Origin of the sequence: Sodalis sp. (in: enterobacteria), from assembly GCF_051710625.1 — a bacterium.
Lineage (GTDB): Bacteria > Pseudomonadota > Gammaproteobacteria > Enterobacterales > Enterobacteriaceae > JBPESN01.
The window spans coordinates 15,818-37,641 of the sequence record NZ_JBPESN010000020.1; the positions used below are offsets into that span (position 1 = coordinate 15,818).

A 21,824-nucleotide genomic window follows, 5' to 3' on the forward strand; every position below is an offset into this window, starting at 1 on the left:
CGACAACAATTACTGCATGGCGTTGATTTGCGTAGTCAGGTTTGATTTATGACGTGCTGCTTTGTTTTTGTGGATCAACCCTTTGCTGGCCTGACGGTCAACAATCGGTTGCATGGCAGAAAACGCATTCTGCGCAGCTTCTTTGTCGCCGGCGGCGATAGCCGCGTAAACCTTCTTCACAAAGGTGCGCATCATGGAGCGACAGCTTGCATTATGCTGATGACGCTTCTCAGACTGTACGGCGCGTTTCTTAGCTGATTTGATATTAGCCAAGGTTTAACTCCCAAACTTGTTCTATGAGACAATTCAAAGGCCGAGAAATATGCCCGTTTGGTCTTCTTTTGTCAATGAATTTGTGCAAATAAGCGCCGCTGAAACGTGCGACGCCTGTTACAATGTGATGGCGCAAGGTTCTACCAGTTTCCGCCGGCGGAATACAGTGCTTCAGGCGAAAAAAGCGATTACCGGTGTGAGGGCGCCCATTGCCCGCCGGCAATGCGTCAGCATAAGCTACGTGAAAATTGGGCGGAGGCGAAATAAGCGCGGCTTTCTCTTCGCGCGATGTCAAAGATTGGAATCGCGGGTTAACCTTAGCCACTGTACAAGGTATAATCCGCCGATTTCCACTGTTTTAGGTGTCTTGAGTCTGCTATGGAGCTTATTCGCGGCATACATAATTTACAGCCACGTCACCATGAGTGCGTGCTGACCATCGGCAATTTTGACGGCTTTCACCGCGGACACCAGGCGCTTATTGCAGAGTTGCAGGCTGAGGGCCGCCGCCGCGGTTTGCCGGTGATGGTGATGATCTTTGAACCTCAGCCGCAGGAGCATTTCGCCGGCGATGCCGCGCCAGCGCGGTTGACCCGGCTGCGGGACAAAGTGAAATACCTGGTGGCCGCCGGTGTGGACGCGACGGTGTGCGTCACCTTCGACAAGCGTTTTGCGGCGCTAAGCGCACGCGCGTTCGTGACCGATCTGCTGGTAAAAAAATTGGGCGTGCGCTTCATCGGCGTCGGCGACGATTTCCGCTTTGGCGCCCGGCGTCAGGGAGATTTCGCCCTGCTTCAGCAGGCGGGGAAAGAGGCCGGGTTTGAGGTAATGAACACCGTGACCTACACCGAAGGCGGCCGGCGCATCAGCAGCACCGCCGTCCGTGAGGCGCTGGCGCAGGATCGGCTGGCGGAGGCGGAAATGCTGTTAGGGCACCCCTATCGCCTCTCCGGCCGCGTGGTGCACGGCGACGCGCTGGGGCGGACCATCGGCTTCCCGACCGCCAACGTGTCGCTCAAAGGGCGACAGGCGCCGATAAACGGCGTGTATGTGGTAGAGGTCCACGGCCTTGCCGAGCGGCCTTTGCCCGGCGTCGCGAACATCGGCACCCGGCCCACGGTGGCCGGTTTGCGCCAGCGGCTGGAAGTGCATTTGCTGGACGTGGACAAAAATCTGTACGGTCGCCATATCGAAGTGGTGATACGCGCGAAAGTGCGCAACGAACAACGGTTTGCCTCGCTAGACGATCTAAAGCGGCAAATCGCGAATGATGTGGTGAGCGCCCGCGACTATTTCGGACTGGCGCCACCCCAATAATGCTCAAACCGATAACAGAACCGAGAATCGAATGACTGATTACAAAAATACCCTGAATTTGCCGGAGACAGGGTTTCCCATGCGCGGCGATTTAGCCAAGCGTGAGGCTGGCATGCTGGAGCGTTGGTATGAACAGGATCTGTACGGGATTATTCGTCAGGTCAGGAAGGGCAAAAAGACCTTCATACTGCACGACGGCCCGCCGTATGCGAACGGCAGCATTCATATCGGTCATTCGGTCAATAAAATTATTAAAGATATTATTATCAAATCCAAAGGTTTGATGGGCTATGACTCGCCCTATGTGCCAGGCTGGGACTGCCATGGCCTGCCGATTGAACTGAAGGTGGAGCAATTCATCGGCAAGCCGGGGGAGAAGGTCAGCGCCGCGGAATTCCGCGCCGCCTGCCGTCGTTACGCCGCCGAACAGGTGGAGGGGCAGAAAAAGGATTTCATCCGCCTGGGCGTGCTCGGCGACTGGGAACATCCTTACCTGACGATGAACTTCGCCACCGAAGCGAATATCATCCGCGCGTTAGGCAAGATTATCGCCAACGGCCACCTGCATAAAGGTGCCAAGCCGGTGCATTGGTGCATCGACTGCCGCTCCGCGCTGGCGGAGGCGGAAGTGGAGTATTACGACCGTACTTCGCCGTCCATCGACGTCGCTTTCACGGCCGATGATGCCCGCGCGGTTGCCGCCAAGTTCGGCGCCGCAGACTTCGCCGGCAAAATCTCCTTGGTCATCTGGACCACCACGCCGTGGACCCTGCCGGCCAACCGCTCCATCGCCGTCCACCCCAACTTCGATTATCAATTGGTTGAGGTAGAAGGGCAAGGCTATATTCTGGCCGCCGATCTGGTGGACAGTGTGATGGCGCGCGCCGGCATTACGCGCTGGACGGTGCTCGGCAGCGCCAAAGGCAGCGCGCTGGAGCTGCTGCGATTCCGCCATCCCTTTATGGGCTTCGATGTGCCGGCCATCGTCGGCCAGCACGTGACGCTGGACGCGGGTACCGGCGCGGTGCATACCGCCCCCGGCCATGGCCCAGATGACTATGTCATCGGTCAGCAATACGGCCTGGAGGTCGCCAATCCGGTCGGCCCCGATGGCTGCTATCTGCCGGGTACCCTACCTGCGTTGGATGGCTTGCAGGTCTTTAAAACCAATGATGTGGTCATCAATCTGCTGCACGACAGCGGCGCCCTGCTGCACGTGGAAAAGCTACAGCACAGCTATCCGCATTGCTGGCGCCATAAAACGCCGATTATTTTTCGCGCCACGCCGCAGTGGTTCGTCAGCATGGATCAGCGCGGCCTGCGCAGGCAATCGCTGGCGGAGATCAAGGACGTGCAGTGGATCCCAGGCTGGGGCCAGGCGCGCATCGAAACCATGGTCGCCAACCGTCCCGACTGGTGCATTTCGCGTCAGCGCACCTGGGGCGTGCCGATGGCGCTGTTTGTGCATAACGAGACCGAAGCGCTACATCCGCGCACCATCGAACTGATGGAAGCCGTGGCGCAACGGGTCGAGCAGGACGGCATTCAGGCCTGGTGGGATTTGGATCCGGCCGAGATCCTGGGTGACGATGCCGCTCATTATCACAAAGTGCCGGATACGCTCGATGTCTGGTTCGACTCCGGCTCCACCCACTCCTCCGTAGTGGCGGTGCGGCCGGAATTTGAAGGCCATGCGCCCGATATGTACCTGGAAGGGTCTGACCAGTATCGCGGCTGGTTCATGTCATCGCTGATGATCTCCACCGCCATGCATGGCAAGGAGCCGTATCGTCAGGTGCTGACCCACGGCTTTACCGTCGATGGGCAGGGCCGGAAGATGTCCAAATCGGTGGGCAACGTGGTCAGCCCGCAGCAGGTCATGGACAAGCTGGGCGCCGATATCCTGCGCCTATGGGTGGCCTCTACCGACTACACCGGCGAGATGGCGGTGTCCGATGAGATCCTCAAGCGCGCCGCCGACGCCTATCGCCGCATCCGCAACACCGCGCGTTTCCTGCTGGCCAACCTAAACGGTTTTGATCCGGCGCGCCAGAGCGTGAGTCCGGAGCAGATGGTGGTGCTAGATCGCTGGGCGGTGGGCCGTGCACAAACGGCGCAGGCTGAGATTATCGCCGCCTACGACAGCTATGATTTCCATAACGTCGTGCAGCGTATGATGCAGTTTTGTTCCGTCGAGATGGGCTCTTTTTACCTGGATATCATCAAGGACCGTCAGTACACCACCAAAGCGGACAGTACCGTCCGCCGCAGCTGCCAGACTGCGCTGTATCATATCATCGAAGCCTTGGTACGCTGGATGGCGCCCATCATGTCGTTTACCGCCGATGAAATCTGGGGCTTTATGCCGGGGGAGCGGGCGCAGTATGTCTTCACCGAAGGGTGGTATGATGGCCTGTTCGGACTGGACGCCGCCCAACCGTTGAACGATGCTTATTGGCAAACCCTGTTGCAGGGGCGTAGCGAGACCAACAAGGTCATCGAGCAGGCGCGGGCGGATAAGCGTATCGGCGGCTCACTGGAAGCCCGCGTCACGCTGTATGCGAAGCCTGACCTTGCCGCTTCGCTGCGCGAGCTGGGCGATGAACTCTACTTTGCGCTGCTCACCTCCGAGGCAGTAGTCGCGGATTATGCCGACGCCGGCGATGACGCGGTGCAGTGTGAAGGGCTTAAGGGGCTGAAAATTGCCCTGGCGAAAGCCAAAGGGGAAAAATGTCCGCGCTGCTGGCATTATGAGACGGATATCGGCCAGCATGTCGATCATCCGGAAATCTGTGGTCGCTGCGTCACGAATGTGGCCGGCCTGGGCGAAAAGCGTAAGTTTGTCTAATGAATAAAACGATAATGTCCACGGGACTGCGCTGGCTTTGGCTGGCGCTGGTGGTCCTGGCGCTGGATCTCGGCAGCAAGCAGTGGGTCATGACGCATTTCTGGCTCGGTGAGTCGGTGCCGGTAATCCCGTTTATCAATTTTACCTACGCCCATAACCCGGGCGCCGCCTTTAGTTTTTTGGCGGACAGAGGAGGATGGCAACGCTGGGCGTTTTCCGCGATCGCAGTCGTAATCGCGGTGGTGTTGCTGGTCATGATGTATCGTTCGGACCAGCGTGCCAGGTTGTCTAACGCCGCCAACGCGATGATTATCGGCGGCGCGCTGAGCAACCTGTTCGACCGGATGGTGCACGGTGTCGTGATCGATTTTATCGATTTTTATGTCGGCAACTGGCATTGGCCGACGTTCAACGTGGCGGATGCGGGTATCTGCATCGGCGCCGTATTGATTGTGCTGGAGGGTTTTTGCCGCCCCGCCGGTAAAACCGCCAGGCAGAAAGGGTGAAGTGATGACGACTCACGCCGTACAACCGGACAGCGCGGTATTGCTGCATTTTGATCTTAAACTGGCGGACGGGCAGTTGGCCGATTCCACGCGGCGCGAGAACAAACCGGCGCTTTTCCAGCTTGGGGATGGCAGCCTGTCCGCCGAGTTGGAATAGCCGCTGCTTGGCCTGCATCAGGAAGACAGGAAAACCTTCTCACTGGCGCCGGAGGCGGCGTTTCGGTCCGTCCAATCCCAATCTGATTCAGTTTTATTCGCGCCGTAATTTTATCGAAACCGGGGTGCCGGAGGTGGGCACCATTATGCTCTTCACCGGTATCAACGGTAGCGAAATGCCGGGGCTTATCAGCGATGTGGCTGAAGACTTCATCACCGTCGATTTTAACCATCCGTTTGCCGGAAAGATGGTGTGGTTCGACATTGAAGTGCCGGCGATTGACTCGCAACAGGAGGCGACCGATGCGCATACTGCTGGCTAATCCACGCGGATTTTGCGCCGGCGTAGACCGGGCAATCAGTATCGTGGAGCGCGCGCTGGAAATTTACGGTGCGCCCATCTATGTGCGCCATGAAGTCGTGCATAACCGCTACGTAGTCAATACGCTGCGCCAGCGGGGCGCGATTTTTATTGAGCAAATCACGGAAGTACCTGGTGGTTCAATCCTGATTTTCTCCGCCCACGGCGTTTCTCAGGCGGTACGGGCAGAGGCGCGTCGCCGCGATTTGACCGTGTTTGACGCCACCTGCCCGCTGGTGACCAAAGTGCATGTGGAAGTGGCCCGCGCCAGCCGCAAAGGCACCGAGTCTATCCTCATTGGCCATACCGGTCATCCTGAAGTTGAAGGCACCACGGGGCAATACAATAACCCCGCCGGCGCCATGTATCTGGTTGAATCACCTGAGGATGTTTGGCAGCTTAAGGTCAAAAACGTCGATAACTTGTGTTTTATGACGCAAACCACGCTGTCGGTGGATGATACTTCAGACGTCATCGACGCGCTGCGCGCGCGGTTTCCCGCCATCATTGGACCGCGCAAAGACGATATTTGCTATGCCACCATCAACCGTCAGGAAGCGGTACGTAGTCTTGCCGCTGATGCCGATGTAGTGCTGGTCGTCGGTTCAAAAAATTCTTCCAACTCCAACCGGCTGGCGGAACTGGCTCGGCGGGTTGGCAAGCCGGCCTATCTGATTGACAGCGCCCGCGACATCCAGGAAAGCTGGCTCCAGGGGACGCAAACTATCGGCGTTACCGCCGGCGCGTCGGCGCCGGATATACTGGTACAGCATGTGATCGAACGCCTGCGCTCGTTGGGTGCTGAAGATGCTAGAGAGCTCATCGGCCGCGAGGAGAATATCGTGTTCGAGGTACCGAAAGAGCTGCGCTTGGAAGTGAAAACGGTGGAATAACATCACCTTCGGTGGGAAAATACCACCAACACCACCTTCGGTGGAATTACGCCACCCTCGTCGTTCTCCTCTCCTGGTCGGCGGCGCCGACCGCCGGCGAGGCTTAATCGAACCGGAATCGATACGTTGGCGCGCCGCTGCTGCGGGTGGCGACCTGCAGCAGCGCGCCGGCCAGCTCGCCGGGGGCCGTAAGTTGCTGAAGTAATGTACAGCGTTGTGCCGTCAGGACCGCCGAAAGCGCAGCAACTGGGCCGTATGACCGGTAGCGGCACATGTTCGGCCAGCGTCAGCGTCCCCTGACGAATACGCTAGGGGCTCAGGCAACCGTGGCCGAAACGGGTGGTAATCACCCCCCCCTCGCGGCTGAGCGAGCCGCCGAGCGGCGCTGACTCGTTAACGTCCATGGTGCTGAACCACAGGAATCCGTCGGGAGCGACAGCGGCTTCGTTCGGTCGGCTGCCCGCCGCGTCCAGCGGGTAGGGGCACGGCGTTGCCGGTTGCGCCTGATGATCGTCCCATTGATATAGCGGGATTGCTCTGGTCGCTCACCAGCAGAAACTATTCATGGCGCTCGGTCAACAGTGCGGCGCTGAACAAGGTCGCGAACGGACGCTGCTCGATGACGTCCCTCGTCGGCCAATAGCGCAGCAGGCGCTGCTGCTCAATATCTACCCACAGCAAAGACTGGCTGTGATTGCACCAGACAGGGGACTCACTCAATTGGGCGTGATGATTGCCCACCGGACGCACCGGGCCGTTGAAAAACGTTTCCATCCTGACCTCTTCGTTTGCTTCCCAATAAGTCCTAAGTGTAACGGTTTTGTGCCGGGGGAAAAGCGTAACAACGCAGCTGAGGTGAATAATCATTCAAAGTACGCGGCACCGTGCAAAAAAAAAGTCGATTGCCCGCATTGTTGCTTATCGGCTGCGTGCCCTATCGCGAATTCATTATCACAACGGATTTTTGCTGGCGGCGACGCACGGGCGCGGTTAACCTGAGGCTAAATGACAGGTCATAAAAGTGAGAGGGTTCATGAGCAATACACCAATCCGCATCGCGGTCGCCGGCGCGGGCGGCCGGATGGGGCGCCAGCTTATTCAGGCTGTGGCGCAGTCGGAACAGGCGACGCTGGGCGCCGCGTTAACCCGTAGCGGTTCGGCATTGTGCGGCGTAGACGCCGGTGAGCTGGCCGGTATCGGCGCCTTGGGTGTCGCGATAAGCGGCGAGCGGGCAGCGGTAAAAGACGACTTTGACATCCTTATCGATTTCACCCGTCCCGACGCCAGCATGGCGTATTTAGCATTCTGCCGCCGGCATCATAAAGGTATCGTTATCGGCACGACCGGCTTCAGCGATGCCCAGAAAGAGGCCATCAGCGCTGCGGCGCAAGAGACGGGCGTTGTTTTCGCCGCCAACTTCAGCGTTGGCGTCAACCTGATGCTCAAGCTGCTGGAAAAGGCGGCGCAGGTGATGGGGGAGGGGGCCGATATTGAAATTATCGAGGCCCATCACCGCCACAAAGTGGATGCTCCCTCGGGCACCGCGCTGGCCATGGGCAAAGCGATAGCCGGCGCGCTCGGGCGAGATCTGGCCCGCTGCGCCGTGTACAGCCGTGAAGGGCACACCGGCGAACGTAAAGCGAAAAGTATCGGCTTCGCCACGGTGCGGGCCGGTGACATTGTGGGTGAGCATACCGCGATGTTTGCCGAGATCGGCGAGCGTCTGGAGATAACCCATAAGGCTTCCAGCAGGATGACGTTTGCCAGTGGGGCGGTTCGTGCCGCCGTTTGGCTATCTGGCCAGAAAAAGGGCCTTTTTGACATGGTAAATGTGCTTAACCCCGATAAACTTTAGCCCAATTACCGGCGGTCAGGCTAAAATTAAAGACATACCGTGATAATTTTGAAATAAAAAATAATGCCGTTGGCCATGGTATTGTTTTTTCCTGCTTTATTGGCATTTTATGCGCTAACAGGCCGTAATGTAGCATTTGACGCTGATTGTTCTGCAGCGCAAGGTGGTTTTTCCCGCCATAGTACTTTTTTAAGTATTCCCTGCTGCCCTGGCGGAAATAAAATGGCGGGCAACCATTTTCCCGGCCGGTTTTATTCTCTTTTTTAACCTGTTCACGCCGGCATTTCCCTAAAGTGAACGAAAGCAGATAAATATTCTTCCTTTGGGGTAGACAAAGTGCAGGGTCATCTTTAAATTGCGCCCAATTTGCCAAAGTTCTACCTTACAGGTGATTTTTGCATTGATTCATCCCTTTTGAATTAACATGTAAATTTAATGACTAAATATTCCTTGGAGAGTGTTTTGATAAAGTCAGCGCTGTTAGTTCTGGAAGACGGAACCCAATTCCACGGTCGGGCCATTGGGGCAGAGGGCACGGCGGTGGGGGAAGTGGTTTTCAATACGTCAATCACCGGTTATCAAGAAATCCTCACTGATCCTTCCTATACCCGCCAAATCGTCACCCTTACTTATCCCCATATCGGCAATGCCGGCACTAATGAAGCAGACAATGAATCACCCCGCGTGCAAGCGCAGGCGCTGCTGATCCGCGATCTGCCGCTTATCGCCAGCAACTTTCGCGATACGCTGTCGCTGTCGGACTACCTGAAGCAGCAGAATATTGTCGGCATCGCCGATATCGATACCAGCAAGCTGACGCGTTTGCTGCGGGAGGAAGGGGGCGCAAAACGGCTGTATTATCGCCGGTGATGCTCCGGACGCGCAGCTGGCGCTGCGTAAAGCCCGTGAATTTCCCGGTCTGAACGGCATGGATCTGGCGAAAGAAGTGAGCACCACCGAACAAACAGTACAGCTGGACCCTGGGAAGGCGGCTTGCCCGCGCGCGCGCCGGATCTGCCCTACCATGTGGTGGCCTACGACTACGGCATCAAGCGCAATATCATGCGCATGCTGGTAGATCGCGGCTGCCGATTGACGGTGGTGCTCTGCCGCTGGCCAGCGGCGCCAAGACCGTGAAGATGAAGTTCGGTCACCACGGCGGCAACCATCCGGTAAAAGATTTGGCGGCCAATCGGGTGATGATCACCGCTTAGAACTACGGTTTCGCGGTGGATGAGAAAACGCTGCCCGACACGCTCAGGGTGTCGCATACCTCGCTGTTCGACGGCACTGTAGCGATGCAAAATATTCTGGACTAATTTGTAGACAATTCTGGACTCTCTTAAACCCTAAAAGATGGCTATTTTGGACAGCTCAGAATTGATTGCAAAATCTATAGCTAAGGCGGGCGTCAAGCTTCTCCAGCTAACTCCCCTTCGGAGATACAGGTTGTTCTCAGAATGGCAGTGTGAACCTCAAAAAGCCAATGGGATGGCTTGGATGTCTTAAAAATGGTCAAAAGATGTGTATAACAATATGGGGTAAAGCTCTCTATCCAAGCTCTCATCTTCTCCAATGTGGCACCGTCTTGCCCTAGTTTTGGAGGTGGATATTTCATTATTCTGAACAGCAGTGTGCCATGTGCGTTATCGTTGATCATTCGCGACCTGTTCTGTGATAATGGAATAAGTTTCACCTACTTACTCCAAGTCATCATCTTGTTTTAACTAAATAAGTCCTATAGGATACCCAGCAAAATAGGATTTATTCAGAATAAATGCTTCAGCCAAGGTCGTACATGATAGTAAAAATTAAAGCCTTCTTATCAGGCCAAGGAATTGGTGGAAAAGATGAGTATGCTGATGCTTACCATATGTATGAGAGGAAGTACGGCAACACATCCTGATATACTCCAGTTGTTCCACAACAAAGCCAGTTGCAGAGCTACGTACTTTATTAAACGTGATTCGGTTGGTAATCTGTTAGGTGCGTACTGTGCTTGGGGTTCTTTTTATCTCGCGGGTGATACAAAAGCTAGGAAAATTTTTTCTCTGGAAAAATATCCATTGACCTGCGGTGAGATAGCTTTACCCATTTCATCGACGCTAAAATCTCTGCTTTCCTTTAAAACAAAATACCTATCGTCTATAAATAGTAACATAATTAACGCCACTTACTCACTTGATAGTGACAGACAAATTTAGCTAGCTAAGGGGTGTGGTAAAAATGGGTTTAGTTACAAAACAAAATCAAGAAGAAACAAAAAGTTGGGGGATTTTATAACTGCAGGTGGAGAAATAAAAGATCAATCCGATTTTAGCGATAATAAATTAATTACTATCTTTTCGCGGCTTTTTTTAATGCGTCGAAAATGTGAAATACAAGGTGTTGATTATATTGCATCAGTTATATGTGAGCTGCGGCATCATATGTTTGGACATGTACTATTGATGCATGGTGAACCTTGTGCTTTTCAGTTTATAACGCAGTCAGAGAGTCCTGAGTGGTTATGTTTTGACTATTATAAATAGCGGATTTGATCCTCGCTTTGAAAAATTGAGTGTGGGAACAATAGTAACTTGGTTAAATGTCAAGTCTGCTTATGAACTCTACCAGTCTAGAGGAAAAAATATGCGATATTCATTTGGTAATCCTACTTTTGAATATAAAGACCGGTGGTGTCATTTATCTCCAGTTGGGCGCATACTTACATTGTAATAATTTGTTACATTAGTTTATTATTATCAACTCGCGAAATTTCTTTTTACTGTTTCCCAGAGAGTAAGAAAACGGGAGGCTTTCTTGAGACAATGCCGAAAACACTTCACGCATTTCTGGTATATCATTGACGGGGAAAATTATTTTCCCGTCAATCTTTTTAACTAAACGCGCCATGTCTTCATATTTATCGAACGAAAAGGGAACACCATAGCCTTGCGTCTTCCAGTAGGGCGGATCAAGATAAAAGAGCGTGTGTGGGCGGTCATACTTCCTCTACGCAAGCTTTCCAGCCTAAATGTTCAATTGTTGCTACCGATAAGCGTAAATGCGCCAAAGAAAGCTGCTCTTCAAGCCTGAGAAGATTCACCGCCTGTGAGTGTACGGCAGAAGTACCGAATGTTTGCCCGGAAACTTTTCCTCCAAACGCCAGATGTTGCAAATTCAGTGTGCCACTACAATATCAGGAATGATCCCTGATGGGTAAGCCATTGCCAATTTCGGATATTTACTTTTATCAAACGTCTGTCCCTGCATCAGGGTATAGCCTGCGGGGATATTATCCGACGGCCAGGCGATAGAGGCACCGACAGGCAGGATACTCGCGCTGGTCTCTGCCGCAATACTTATTGCGATGGCCTTAATCGCCGCCAGTAACTGCGCCGACTGGCTGCTATCGGGCTTCATGCCCACCTCAGCCAGAATATTCTTATGCTCCGTCTGGGTATCAATCATCGCGCCCTGCATGGCATCAGCCATTTGGCGTGCACCACCGTCTCCTCAGCACCGGTAGACTGGTCGCCATCATGGAACAGGCATCAAGCAGCGTCCCTGGCGTATTGTCCGCCAGATTGCCCTGGGTACCGCTTCCAGCAGCTGCACGCGCACCAGCGAGCCCATACACCGGGTGAAGTAGCTCACCAAGACCGGGGGCTTTTAGCGCCGCCAAAAACACCTTGAGGCGCCTCTGGTAGCCGTTGCCCCAAAACAGCGCCGACAGCCGGAGGTTCAGTGCTTTCAGCCCGTGGTCTTCCACCTCCGCCCCGTCGCGACAGGGGTATTCATACACCCCCGTGTCGCGGGCCAGCACCTCACGGGTGTAGAGGCAATCGAAGGCGATACCCCGGAACGACGCCGGCAGCAGCATATCGACACCCAGCTGCCCGGCCAGTGGATAAATAGTATTAGCCATCAGTGTCGTCTCCCGTCACGCGTTAGCCGCGTCTCCACGGCGGTGGCAATCTCGCGCCCGTCCAGCGTGACGCTGACATTCACGGCAGGGGCTGCGGTGGTGGCTGGGGTCGCCGTCGCCGATGTCGCCTCACGCGGCGTAGCGTGACTTCCCGCCAGCCAGCGACGTATCTCGTTTAGCACATCCAGCGCGCCGACAGACGGCATCGGCACCGGGCTGGGCGGTAAGCCCGCGTGCCTGCGCCTCAGTCGCCTTATCCTTGCCTCGCTGCAGCTGTATGAGCGGAAAGTCCTGCGCCCCCCTTGCCAGGCCATCAGGCCGGTTCCTAGCAGGGGAATGCCCTTTAACAGCCCCTCGGCTTTTGTGGGCGCGCCTTTCAGCAGGCCGCCGGTGGCCCTGGTCAGCGAACCACCGCCTTTGCCCAGCAGCAGCCCAGCAGCAGGGCCGCGCCGGTCTTGACGGTTGCCACCGCACCTAGCGCGGTTAATGGCCAGCGACGCCTGGGTTGCCGCTGTGGTGAGACCCGGGAATTCCTGTGCCAGCCTGGCGCCGCTTTCGGCCACGTCGCCCAGCACTTGAGAGACCGGGGCCACGACGTCGTTGGTGGCAGCCTCACCCGGCTCACCGGCAACAGAGCCGGCGGCTTCAAACAGCGCCAGGGTCTGGACATAGCCCTGCCGCCCGTGGAAGCCGGCCGACTTGGCGTCCTCGAGTGTGCGCGGCACAGCCAAGGCCACCAGCGGCACATCCACCAGACCGTGTTGCGCCGCTGTGGTGGCCCCACTCAGGGCGATACGGCTGTTGCGCTCACTGAGGTTAAAAATTGACCGCCGCATTTTGCAGCGGCGCCATCTCTTTGGGCTCAGCCCCGGTGGCCGTGGCGTTTTTCATTACCTCCGGCAGATCAGATAGGAAAAGGCTTTTTCCTTCGGCAGAGAGCGCAGCATGATTTCCAGCGCTTCCATGGCCGGGCCGGGGGTGCCGCCGCCGGCGCGGGTGACGGCGCGAATGTGCTGGTCAATGACCGTCAGGCCCGCCTTGCGCACGCTCGCGTTATCATTGCGGTAGGCAAATTTGGCCAGGTTACGCAGGTGCGCATCGTAGTCCATCTGGCGGGTGATGGGCTGGCGTAGGGTCATGGCCCCCGCGACCAGCCCGGAGCCAAGGGACAGCATCCCCTTGAGCCAGCTGCGTTGCTGGCGCTCGGCCCCTGCCATCTCCTGACGCAGCCGGGCAATGCTAGTCTGCATCCTGTCATAAGCGCGCCCCTGCTCGCTGGCCGACAGGGTGCCGCTGCGCGCCAGGCGCTGATAGGCCGCCTGGGTACGCTGGATTTCCCGCTGCAGGTGACGCTCGCCCCGCAGCCCCAGGGTTTCCCGCGCCTGACTCAGGCGGCGAAATTCCTCCGACAGACGGCGAATGCTCGGCGTCGCGCTGTCCTTGCCGCCAAAGCGTAGCTGGGTATCAAATTCACGGGCCATGGGTTACGTCCGTTTGGTTGAGGGGGGCCGTCGCCGCAGGCTTTTGATGGTTCTGTTTTTCCGCCAGCTCCTGGGGTTTTCCAGACGCCCGATAGCGTCGAGGAGCCCCGCCCAGGGCGACAGCGTCAAGGCGGCGCTGATGCCGTACTGTCCGAGTCGGACAAGGGCGAAACGGTAGTCGCGCAGGCGGGCTTCAACGCGCTGAGCTTTTTTTCACCTCAAGCTGGGCATCCCGTAGTGCTTTGAGATCCTCAGAAACCAGCGTATCGCAGAGAAGCCTATAGGTGATCTCTTCTGCGGGGATACGGCTCAGCTCGGTGATGCAACGTGCCAGGACACCCACTATGGTGCTCGAGTCCGGGATAGCCCCCTCCACCACGGCGATCTCGTCGCCGATGGTGCTGAACCGCACGGTAAAATCACGGTGCCGTTGATCTTTATAAAACACGCCTATCGGTAAGGTGGCGCTGTAGGTAAATGTCATGGGTTACTCCTCAATTTTGTTCAGTGCAAAGGCGATAATGGTGATACGGGCCTCATTGTCAACGGTATACTGTTCGCCCACCTCGGTGACAAACACATCCTGATAGGTGATGCGCTTGCCGCCGCTGAAGGGGGTATTGCGTCAATTTCGCGCCCGAGATTTTTTCCCAGTGCAGGGTATTGTTGACCGGCACCACGGCGGTGATGGACAGCTCCCAAGTGGCGATCCCCTGGGAGTAAGCCTTGGCGCGCCCGGTGGAGTTCATGGTCTTGACCAGCTGCTTGCCTCCTGTGTTCGCGCGCGGACTAAATTCAGTCACCTCAACCTCGGTGCTGTTAACCTCCAGCACCACCGCGCCGGTGTATTCCAGTGCCATACAGGCCCCCTTTACAAAAGATAAATGGTGGCGGCAAACACACGCAGGCCGCGTACCACCGCCGCCGGGATACTCGCATCGGCGCGGCTGTCATCCTGCCGACTGCGCGTTACCGTCAACTGCTCCTTATGCGCGTCCACGTTTTCGACGATTTCCAGCTGCTCCAGGGCGTAGAGCACATCGAGTAGCTCGGAGCGGATACGCTGCAGGCGGATATCGTTGAGTTTTTCACGCGGGAAGCACTGGGTGATACGGGCACGGCAGGCCAGGCGTACATAGTCCAGCGAGCGCAGGATAGTGATATCTATCAGTGAACGGTCGGTCACGCCCATGCTGTTTTTCACATAGGTGCTGACCGCCCGCACAATCTGCACCTGACTGCCGTTCACTTCAAAAGGCGTCAGGCCGTTGGCCACCGCGTTTTCCTGCTCGCTGCGCCCCGGCCATTTGTCCTGTGGCGTGATGTCCGCACCGGGTAACGCCAGGGTATTGAGCGGGCGTGCCGGGTCGGACTTGCTGGCGATGATGGCGGCATATATCGCTGCCAGCTCGTCGTTGGGCAGCATTGAGCCGTGGTACCAGCCCAGAGTGAGACGCGCCGCGTTGACGTTGGGTCGTGAGCGCCGTGCCACCTGACAGCGTACCGTTCCAGCCAACAACGCCCAGCGCCGCATCCAAGTGCGGGGTCGCCTTCGCCGCCACGCATCGACGTCAGCGCAGCGGTTGGTTACCACAGGCCCCTTTGTTGCGCGCCGTCAGCACCAGCTCAGCTGCTTGCCGGGACTTTTACCGCCGGATGACGGCGGCGGAATATCCGCCATCGCCGCCGTCACCGGTAGCGCGTCCAGGGTGTTGATGGCCTCCACCATGCTCACCATCAGCGCCCCGGCGCTATCGCCACTGGCGACAGCAATAGCGACGGTATCACGGCATCAATGCTCATGCGTCCCCCTTGGTATCACGTCAATCATGGTCTTTTGCTTTTGTGGTCACGATATCCTGCGCAACAACTGCTGGCGGATCATCAAGGTGATACGCCAGCCCGGTGCGCTCATGCATCGGCCACGGCGTATCCAGTCGTCCCTGATAGTCGGCAAACAGCCGGTCAGGGTCATTGTCGCCTCCCGGCGCGGGCCAGCGGCCATTATCCAGCGCCTCTTCAACCCAGACCGTGTCGAATTCGCAAGAATAGGCCGCCAGGGCATCACTGTTCAGGCGAGCGCTGAACAGTGAGCGCACCCAGCCCGGCAGCAGGGGCTCGTCGTCCCGGACGGCGGGACTGGCGCTTTCCGCCCGCGCCCAGGCCACCGGCATCGGCACGCCGCTGCGCCCCAGGAGATCCAGGATCTCGGCGGTCTCCTTCATATCGCGTGGCTGGCGGGTATCAAACTCAAAGCGGCACATGTGGCACGGAGTGATATCGCTATAGCCGTTAAGCTTGAGCAGCGGTTAAAGCAGGTCGCGGGTCAGCGTACCGGCCAGCTGCACCGCATCACTGGCGGTCAGCTCATGGCGCACCTCGTTATGCACGTTGCCCAGGGCATTGGTGCTGCTCTTGCCGTCCGCCTGGGTGGGTCACCTTGGACTGGGCGCTTTCGCACCACTGCATCATATTACTGGAACGGGTCGACCTGCCCTTGTGCAGCGGACTCAAAGCGGATAGCGGTGCGTTCGTGGATAATGCCGCCGGCGTTATGCCCCAGGTCGCGCAGCGCCCACAGCAGCATGTTTTTCTCTTCCTCGCTGGCCCCGTCGGAATAGGTGCCCACCCGCGTCGGCAGGCCGTAGATTTCCAGAAACTCTGCCAGGTCACGGGCGGCAATATTCTTGAACAGGTAGGTCCATACCAGTACCCGGAACAGGCCGCTTTCCGCCACCCAGCCGCTTTTGGCCTGGTGACGATGCAGCAGCTAGCCGAAGGGGTTAAGCTCAGCGCCGTCGAGGCTGCCGTCAATCAGGCGGATGGCGTTACGGTTATGGGTCGCGGTCTGGAACCAGCGTTGCGGGCGCTTGTAGAAGGCGCAGGGCAGCCAGATGTTTTCCGCCTGTTTCCATCGGATTTCCACGGCGGCAAAGCCGTGACCAATGGCGTCCAACAAGTCGAACAGCAGCGTTTCAAACTCCGGCAGGTCTGAAAACCATTCCGTCGCGGCGTCCCCCATGGCCTTTTCCTGTGCGCTGGGATGACGCGGCGGCACAATGCGCCAGGTGAGCGGCATCACCGAGCGGCGGCGCTTGCTCATCTCGGCAAACAGGTGGCCGTCGCGCTCCTCCATATCAAAAAACAGGTCATCCTGGCGCACCAGATGCCTCTGTTCGGCCTCGCTCAGGATGTCATACACCCGGCGGATATCGATGCCCAGCGAGAGGTGCTTGGCCAGTTGTTGATAACGCAGTTGGCGGTTATCGGCAGTCTGTGGCTGCGTTAGGGTGCGGCGGCGCAACAACCGGCCGTAAATATCGGTGAACATGCCCATTACCAGCCTCCACGGGAAAAGCCCAGCCGTCCGGGGTGACGGTCACCGGACAATGAGCGGTATTCAGTTTTCGGGCCGTGGGTCACAGCCAGCGTCCAGAGCATGTGCAGCGCATCCGGGCCGTCGTCATGGTCGGCGCGGGGAAAGTGGCGCAGCTGCTGTATCAGGGTGGTATGGCTGGCGTGCAGCCGGATAAGCCCGTTTTTCATATGGGGCTGCAGGGTCTCGATACGCAACAGCTTGTCGGCATGGGGGATAATGGCCCGCGCCGGCACCGGGTGACCCAGCTGTGCCGCGCGTTTAATCAGCTCGGTGCCCAGGAACTCCTGGAACTGCACCGCCTCAATACCTCAGACCAGGCCGTGGTATTCCTTTTGCAGGGCGATGATGTTGCTGATAACGGCGTCCGGCAGCCGCTTGCGTATCTGCGCTTCCACCACATCCCGCACGCCGGTGGTGCGATTAAAACCGCCGACCAGCGGAGCTGATGGGTCACGGCTAACCCCGGCCTTGCCGAGGCTGGGGTCGCAGGCCCCGTAGAAAACCACTCGTTAAGCCGGTTGCCCCAGAAATGCAGGCCGTGGGCAAACAGCGTATCCTCACCGCTGACCGGGTCATTCTGGTACTCGGCGTCAAAGGTGGCGTGACCGTCCCGGGTGCGGATATGCATCAGGGTCAGCAGCGGGCGGACGGACCAGGAGACTTCCGCGCCTTCCTTTATCTCGGTACGGTGTGACGTATAAAAATCCTGCGCAGCGGCCTTTCCCTGGTTACGCAATACCTGCTCCCAGGTCTTTCACAGCGACAGGTTCACCGGCCACTGGCGCAGGGCCTTAAACCGTGCCTGCCGCCACAATGGGTTATTCAGGGTGCGTGATAACACCGAGTCGTAATGCAGGATGGTGCCGATATACACCACATCGGGTTTTGCGCCCGCGCCGCCCAGCGGCAGCACGGTTTTTCTCAGCCAGCTTTCCCGCTTGTCGCGCTGATTCGGGTTGCGCAGCTGCTCGTCGTTCTCAATATCGTCCGGTATCACCAGGTCAGGGAGGTGCGGCCCGTGTCGCAAGCCGCGCAGCTTTTTGCCGCTGCCGGCCACCTGCACCTTGATATCATTGTACGTCAGGATGGTGCCCATCTGCCAGACGCGACCGACACCGCAGGCTTTGGGGAAGTCGGCCCGCAACCGGGGGTTAAATTCCAGCTCGGCCTTAATGGCTTCGAGCATCGGGTACGCCTGGTCGATGAAGTCCATCATTATCAGGGTATAGTGCTTGATGCTACGTACCAGACACTACAGCACAAACAGCTGGCTGACCAGCGTTGACTTGGTCTCTCCGCGCGGCGCGACGATAGCGTCCTGCTCGCCTTTCGGGCTGGCGACTACCTGTGGCAGCCGCTGAAACAGATAGCCATGCAGTTTACTGGGGTCGGCATGACGGATATAGTGCGGAAAATAGGTCTGCACAAAATAGCGGTAGCCGTTCACCGGGTCAGCCCACCCGTGAACGCCGTATCGCCATGGCTTCCGCCCCGGTATCAAAACCCAGGCATTTGGCCTTGATAGTGCGTCACAGGCTGGAAACCAGCGCAGCCAGCGAGTGCTGGAATTCACGGATGAAAAATTTCGCCGCCATATCTCGCTTTAAATCCCCTGTAAACGCAGTTTACACGCCATGATGACGCTCAGCCAGTACCGCATTGATGCGCAACACCAAAGTCTCTGCCACCGTGTCAACGCTGCCGGCGACACTCGCCAAACATAAAAAGTGCGCACCACCGTCCAGACCGACAGACACATTCTCGCCGGCGACCCTGATCACGCTGACCTCGGCCGGGTCGAGATACACGCCCGGCAACAGCTTGACCAGCTGCTTCATGCCAGCGCCGCCTCTATCTGGTTTTTGATGCGGGTTGACGCCTGAAAGGGTGTTTTCGCCATAGGCGACATCCACGGCATGCCCTGCGCCGTCGCGCAGCTTGACAAACACCTCGCCACCGTTGCTGACTTAAACCTTGGTGATTTCCTCGGCGATAACGGCCACATCCATCCTGGATTTCAACGAATTGATTAGCCATAATGTTTTTTTAGTATCGGTCCGAAAGCCTCAAGAATGTCAACAAACGCCGACAGATGTCGGGGGTGTTTGTCCTGAATAAACGCCGAGAACAGCTTCAGGGTCTCCATGGTGGTGGCCAGCTGACTGGTCTCGGGCAGGATTTTGCTGGCGGCAATGGACTTGCTCCACGCATCCGTTAAGCGTGCCAGCAGCTCAACCCCCTCTGGGACACTCAATGTGTCAGCCAGGTTGACTTTTTCCAGTGTCTCCTGAAACTGCGCCATCAGGCTGGTCAGGATGGCGCGCGCGATATCTTCCGTCGCGCCGTTGGCCAGCAGATGGGTGCTGCGTATCACCTCCCAGTCATCGCCACTGTTTAGCGCCTTTTTTTCCAGTGCCGGGCGGAATACACACTGACGCCGCACTGGATTGCCGCCCGCTCCAGAGACAGGTTGCCGAACACATAAGCCCGGCGCAGCCCTTCGCGGGTGGCCCTGGAATGCGCCATTACACCCCCAGTCGCGCCCGTATGAGGGCAGCCCGGTGGCACCAGGCCGCCGGTCACGGCACCGGCGGTAGCGGCGGCCCGCGCGCCCTTCACCTGCAGGCGGCGAAGTTCTTCACTGACGCTTTTAAGCCACAGGCCGCCGAGCGCCGATAGCAGGCTCGGAGCAATATTAAAGGCCAGATCAAGGCTCATCGCGCGGTCTCTCCTGTGCGCTATAGAAAGCGTTTATCGCCTGCAGCTGGGCTCGCAGGGTCAGACACCAGGCCCCGTAGTCGCTGGCGTGGTGCAGCAACGCCTCCGGGCCAAGCCCCTTTACGGGGGCGGCGGCATGGGCGGCAACACCAGCAGGTTGGCCGGCGGGCGCGGATAGGGCAGTATTATCGTCGGTGGGGTAGCCGAGGGCGACGCGGTAGCGCTGCAGCCCATCAGGTCCCAGACCGGTATAAGCAGCGCCATCATGGGCCACCGCATAGACAATACTCCTGTGTAACTGTTGGGTTTTCAGCGTCAGGGCGTGCTGTGTAGTTTCCAGCTGCGCACTGAGCTGGTCATTGGCCCCCTTGCAGCTGTTTTGCTGACGGGTCAGGGCGGTTTTCAGCGCCTGTTGTGTGGCCTGCGCCTGCTGGCGTTGTCGAGCTTCACACATTGACCTGCCGGGTGGCCAATGTTGCCTGGGCAACCAGCCTGGCCTGCTGTGTGCCGCACCAGTAGTAGCCTGCACCGCCGGCCAAAGCGGCAACCAGTACGACTATCACCACGGACGGCGAATGAACTTAATCAGTGCGAGTAGCCGTGTCATCAGCGTCTCTCTGTTTACGGGCGCACCGTCCGGCGCTAAAGCGGGCGACGCCGCCATGGGTGACCCAGGCGCCGAGATAGACCCCGAGCGTGAGGTCGGTCTCCTGATGGCTCCAGGCACAGCCCAGCACCACCAGGGGGCTGACCAGAAACGCGCCAACGATAATCACATTCGAGGTCGACAGCCGCCCCTCGGGATTGGTGACCAACTCGGCCAGAAAGCAGCGGTTGCGCCCGTCTCGCCCCGCTTTGTCACAGAGGGCGATATACAGCTCTTCGCCGCCAAAATGATGCATCAGCAGCGCTACCTGCGAGGGCGTCAGGACTTCCTGCAGTAGGGCAATGCGTCGCTCCTTCGCGCCGCGCAATCCCTTGCCGATGCGAAACGGCACCCCGCCAAAATGACGAATAAGCGCCTCGGTGGCCGGAAAGCCTATCAGGCCGGCAATCTGCTGCACTGACTCCGGCAACAGCGCCTGCACTTCGGCGTAATCGGGCTACAGCGACGCTTGCATCATGACCTCCCGTGCCGTTTGGCGTCCATAATCAGCATCTGCATCAGCTGGCGCACCTGCGCATCATCGAGCCATTCTGCGAGCTTTTTTGCCCAGCATACGCGCAATCATGCCATTGAGGTAGTCCCAGGGCCGCCCGGCGCTGGCGAGCAGTGCCACAATCTTGCTGAGCATCCCCTGACGTCCCGCTGCCACACGGGGCTTGCGGCCCTGTTTGGGTAACGTGGTAAAGCCCTGGCTGCGCATACAGCGTAACACGCGCGCCAGCTTGGCGGCAGTGCAGTCTCTGGCGCTATTTTTACCGGTCTCGCGCAGCAGGATGCCCCGGTAGGTCTCCTCATCCCAGTCGAGTTTATTTTTACCCGTATGCACCACTTTAATCAGATTTTTCATGAGCATCACTCCGAAGGGTTACCGCATGAGAGTGTCGTCCCGGCGAAGACATCTCCCTCTCATCGAAGAAAGACAATGGGGGCAATAACCCCAGTGCGGGCAAGGCGCGCTTGCACTCGGCAAGCAAGTATTCGGTTACTAGCGCATAAGACTGGCTCTCATCAGGAAATAATCGTTGCCAGGCGGCGGGCGCTATCCTTGACCTGGTGCAGGGCATTCGCCAGTGCCTGATGCGTTTTACCATCAAACGGGATGGGGCGCACATCTATCCCCGACAGCCGCACCAGTGTGCGCAGGTCGGCGACATCCCAAAATGACCAGGGGTAACGGTCATTGCCCTGGTCGTCTTTTTGCGGGTCAACGCGGTCGAACCAGCTTTGCAGCAGGGGAATATCGAATACCGCGCCGTTACCCCAGGGCACGCGAGGTTTAGCGCAGTGGGTGGCGATAAAAGTCCGCAAGGCGCGCGCCACAACGTCGGGGCGCGCTTTACCGCCAAAAGCCTCGTGACGTGCCTCATCACTCTGTTTTTGCCACCATTGCAGGGTCTCGTCCTCTGGCTCACCGTATTTGAGTGCGGCCTGATAATCGATACGCGCATAAAACATCGGTC

Annotated in this window: 25 protein-coding genes and 7 pseudogenes; 9 read left to right on the forward strand and 23 right to left on the reverse strand. The window is 57.8% G+C overall.

What is annotated here, in order from left to right; translation table 11 throughout:
• Nucleotides 1–9: 9 nt before the first annotated feature.
• Nucleotides 10–273: a 30S ribosomal protein S20 gene (gene rpsT / locus ACTBDU_RS07365; protein WP_438806027.1), complete on the reverse strand. Its 264-nt coding sequence runs from the start codon at nt 271–273 to the stop codon at nt 10–12.
• A 378-nt stretch (nt 274–651) separates the two neighbouring features.
• Between rpsT and ribF the strand changes: the two genes are divergently transcribed.
• From ribF to ispH, 5 genes and pseudogenes are all read left to right on the forward strand, one after another.
• Nucleotides 652–1,590 (forward strand): bifunctional riboflavin kinase/FAD synthetase, encoded by a 939-nt coding sequence (gene ribF, locus ACTBDU_RS07370; protein ID WP_438806028.1) that lies wholly within the window; start codon nt 652–654, stop codon nt 1,588–1,590.
• A 31-nt stretch (nt 1,591–1,621) separates the two neighbouring features.
• Entirely contained in the window at nt 1,622–4,438 is a 2,817-nt protein-coding gene (ileS, locus tag ACTBDU_RS07375; protein ID WP_438806029.1) for an isoleucine--tRNA ligase, read from the forward strand.
• The gene (gene lspA, locus ACTBDU_RS07380) at nt 4,438–4,944 is read left to right on the forward strand and encodes a signal peptidase II (protein WP_438806030.1); all 507 of its coding nucleotides are present in this window, start codon (nt 4,438–4,440) and stop codon (nt 4,942–4,944) included. Before ileS ends, lspA begins: the two co-directional genes overlap by 1 nt.
• A gap of 4 nt (nt 4,945–4,948) precedes the next feature.
• Nucleotides 4,949–5,423, forward strand: a pseudogene (gene fkpB / locus ACTBDU_RS07385) (FKBP-type peptidyl-prolyl cis-trans isomerase).
• Nucleotides 5,404–6,354, forward strand: coding sequence for a 4-hydroxy-3-methylbut-2-enyl diphosphate reductase (ispH, locus tag ACTBDU_RS07390; protein WP_438806031.1), 951 nt, complete (start codon nt 5,404–5,406; stop codon nt 6,352–6,354). The pseudogene fkpB and the gene ispH overlap by 20 nt, the downstream one beginning before the upstream one ends.
• A 2-nt stretch (nt 6,355–6,356) precedes the next feature.
• Here the strand turns inward: ispH and ACTBDU_RS07395 are convergent, their stop codons facing one another.
• Complete coding sequence (locus ACTBDU_RS07395; RefSeq protein ID WP_438806032.1) at nt 6,357–6,626, reverse strand: SMP-30/gluconolactonase/LRE family protein; 270 nt, start codon at nt 6,624–6,626, stop codon at nt 6,357–6,359.
• A gap of 286 nt (nt 6,627–6,912) precedes the next feature.
• Nucleotides 6,913–7,128: an SMP-30/gluconolactonase/LRE family protein gene (locus ACTBDU_RS07400; protein ID WP_438806033.1), complete on the reverse strand. Its 216-nt coding sequence runs from the start codon at nt 7,126–7,128 to the stop codon at nt 6,913–6,915.
• Nucleotides 7,129–7,387: 259 nt separating this feature from the next.
• Between ACTBDU_RS07400 and dapB the strand changes: the two genes are divergently transcribed.
• Nucleotides 7,388–8,209, forward strand: a complete 822-nt coding sequence (gene dapB / locus ACTBDU_RS07405; protein WP_438806034.1) for a 4-hydroxy-tetrahydrodipicolinate reductase — start codon at nt 7,388–7,390, stop codon at nt 8,207–8,209.
• Here dapB and ACTBDU_RS07410 read toward each other — a convergent pair.
• On the reverse strand, nt 8,190–8,582 hold the full coding sequence (locus ACTBDU_RS07410) for a hypothetical protein (RefSeq protein WP_438806035.1): 393 nt from the start codon (nt 8,580–8,582) through the stop codon (nt 8,190–8,192). The two genes, dapB and ACTBDU_RS07410, sit on opposite strands and share 20 nt — an antisense overlap.
• An 89-nt stretch (nt 8,583–8,671) precedes the next feature.
• Between ACTBDU_RS07410 and ACTBDU_RS07415 the strand changes: the two are divergent.
• From ACTBDU_RS07415 to ACTBDU_RS07425, 3 genes and pseudogenes are all read left to right on the forward strand, one after another.
• Nucleotides 8,672–9,504 (forward strand): annotated as a pseudogene (locus ACTBDU_RS07415) (carbamoyl-phosphate synthase small subunit); the annotation flags it as partial.
• 582 nt (nt 9,505–10,086) lie between these two features.
• Nucleotides 10,087–10,740: pseudogene (locus ACTBDU_RS07420) on the forward strand (GNAT family N-acetyltransferase).
• Nucleotides 10,724–10,927, forward strand: coding sequence for a hypothetical protein (locus ACTBDU_RS07425; RefSeq protein ID WP_438806036.1), 204 nt, complete (start codon nt 10,724–10,726; stop codon nt 10,925–10,927). Before ACTBDU_RS07420 ends, ACTBDU_RS07425 begins: the two are co-directional and overlap by 17 nt.
• Before the next feature lie 265 nt (nt 10,928–11,192).
• Here the strand turns inward: ACTBDU_RS07425 and ACTBDU_RS07430 are convergent, their stop codons facing one another.
• The 19 genes and pseudogenes from ACTBDU_RS07430 to ACTBDU_RS07520 all read right to left on the reverse strand — a co-directional run.
• Nucleotides 11,193–11,369: a hypothetical protein gene (locus ACTBDU_RS07430; RefSeq protein ID WP_438806037.1), complete on the reverse strand. Its 177-nt coding sequence runs from the start codon at nt 11,367–11,369 to the stop codon at nt 11,193–11,195.
• 2 nt (nt 11,370–11,371) lie between these two features.
• On the reverse strand, nt 11,372–11,686 hold the full coding sequence (locus ACTBDU_RS07435) for a phage tail protein (RefSeq protein ID WP_438806038.1): 315 nt from the start codon (nt 11,684–11,686) through the stop codon (nt 11,372–11,374).
• Nucleotides 11,679–12,119, reverse strand: a complete 441-nt coding sequence (locus tag ACTBDU_RS07440) for a DNA circularization N-terminal domain-containing protein (protein ID WP_438806039.1) — start codon at nt 12,117–12,119, stop codon at nt 11,679–11,681. Before ACTBDU_RS07440 ends, ACTBDU_RS07435 begins: the two co-directional genes overlap by 8 nt.
• Nucleotides 12,119–12,955 carry a hypothetical protein gene (locus ACTBDU_RS07445; RefSeq protein ID WP_438806040.1) on the reverse strand — a complete coding sequence of 279 codons (837 nt, stop codon included), beginning with the start codon at nt 12,953–12,955 and terminating at the stop codon, nt 12,119–12,121. Before ACTBDU_RS07445 ends, ACTBDU_RS07440 begins: the two co-directional genes overlap by 1 nt.
• Nucleotides 12,956–13,009: 54 nt before the next feature.
• The gene (locus ACTBDU_RS07450; protein WP_438806041.1) at nt 13,010–13,600 is read right to left on the reverse strand and encodes a hypothetical protein; all 591 of its coding nucleotides are present in this window, start codon (nt 13,598–13,600) and stop codon (nt 13,010–13,012) included.
• A 193-nt stretch (nt 13,601–13,793) separates the two neighbouring features.
• Nucleotides 13,794–14,084, reverse strand: coding sequence for a hypothetical protein (locus ACTBDU_RS07455; RefSeq protein WP_438806042.1), 291 nt, complete (start codon nt 14,082–14,084; stop codon nt 13,794–13,796).
• Between the two features lie 58 nt (nt 14,085–14,142).
• On the reverse strand, nt 14,143–14,460 hold the full coding sequence (locus ACTBDU_RS07460; RefSeq protein ID WP_438806043.1) for a phage tail protein: 318 nt from the start codon (nt 14,458–14,460) through the stop codon (nt 14,143–14,145).
• A gap of 11 nt (nt 14,461–14,471) precedes the next feature.
• Nucleotides 14,472–15,194, reverse strand: a complete 723-nt coding sequence (locus ACTBDU_RS07465; protein ID WP_438806044.1) for a phage tail sheath C-terminal domain-containing protein — start codon at nt 15,192–15,194, stop codon at nt 14,472–14,474.
• A 21-nt stretch (nt 15,195–15,215) separates the two neighbouring features.
• Nucleotides 15,216–15,338 carry a hypothetical protein gene (locus tag ACTBDU_RS07470; RefSeq protein WP_438806045.1) on the reverse strand — a complete coding sequence of 41 codons (123 nt, stop codon included), beginning with the start codon at nt 15,336–15,338 and terminating at the stop codon, nt 15,216–15,218.
• Nucleotides 15,339–15,423: 85 nt separating this feature from the next.
• Complete coding sequence (locus tag ACTBDU_RS07475; RefSeq protein ID WP_438806046.1) at nt 15,424–15,864, reverse strand: hypothetical protein; 441 nt, start codon at nt 15,862–15,864, stop codon at nt 15,424–15,426.
• Between the two features lie 45 nt (nt 15,865–15,909).
• Nucleotides 15,910–16,014: pseudogene (locus ACTBDU_RS07480) on the reverse strand (phage portal protein family protein); the annotation flags it as partial.
• Between the two features lie 59 nt (nt 16,015–16,073).
• Nucleotides 16,074–16,937 (reverse strand): annotated as a pseudogene (locus ACTBDU_RS07485) (phage portal protein family protein).
• Nucleotides 16,937–18,574 (reverse strand): annotated as a pseudogene (gene terL, locus ACTBDU_RS07490) (phage terminase large subunit). Before terL ends, ACTBDU_RS07485 begins: the two co-directional pseudogenes overlap by 1 nt.
• 30 nt (nt 18,575–18,604) lie before the next feature.
• Nucleotides 18,605–18,928, reverse strand: a complete 324-nt coding sequence (locus ACTBDU_RS07495; RefSeq protein ID WP_438806047.1) for a hypothetical protein — start codon at nt 18,926–18,928, stop codon at nt 18,605–18,607.
• 80 nt (nt 18,929–19,008) lie between these two features.
• Nucleotides 19,009–19,697: pseudogene (locus tag ACTBDU_RS07500) on the reverse strand (DUF1804 family protein).
• Entirely contained in the window at nt 19,687–20,151 is a 465-nt protein-coding gene (locus ACTBDU_RS07505; protein ID WP_438806048.1) for a hypothetical protein, read from the reverse strand. Before ACTBDU_RS07505 ends, ACTBDU_RS07500 begins: the two are co-directional and overlap by 11 nt.
• A gap of 127 nt (nt 20,152–20,278) precedes the next feature.
• Nucleotides 20,279–20,773, reverse strand: a complete 495-nt coding sequence (locus ACTBDU_RS07510; RefSeq protein ID WP_438806049.1) for a hypothetical protein — start codon at nt 20,771–20,773, stop codon at nt 20,279–20,281.
• A 108-nt stretch (nt 20,774–20,881) separates the two neighbouring features.
• A complete protein-coding gene (locus tag ACTBDU_RS07515; protein WP_438806050.1) occupies nt 20,882–21,211 on the reverse strand; it encodes a phage protein GemA/Gp16 family protein in 330 nt (109 codons plus the stop codon).
• A 161-nt stretch (nt 21,212–21,372) separates the two neighbouring features.
• Nucleotides 21,373–21,824 (reverse strand): 3'-5' exonuclease (locus ACTBDU_RS07520; RefSeq protein ID WP_438806051.1); only part of this gene is annotated, 452 nt, incomplete at its 5' end.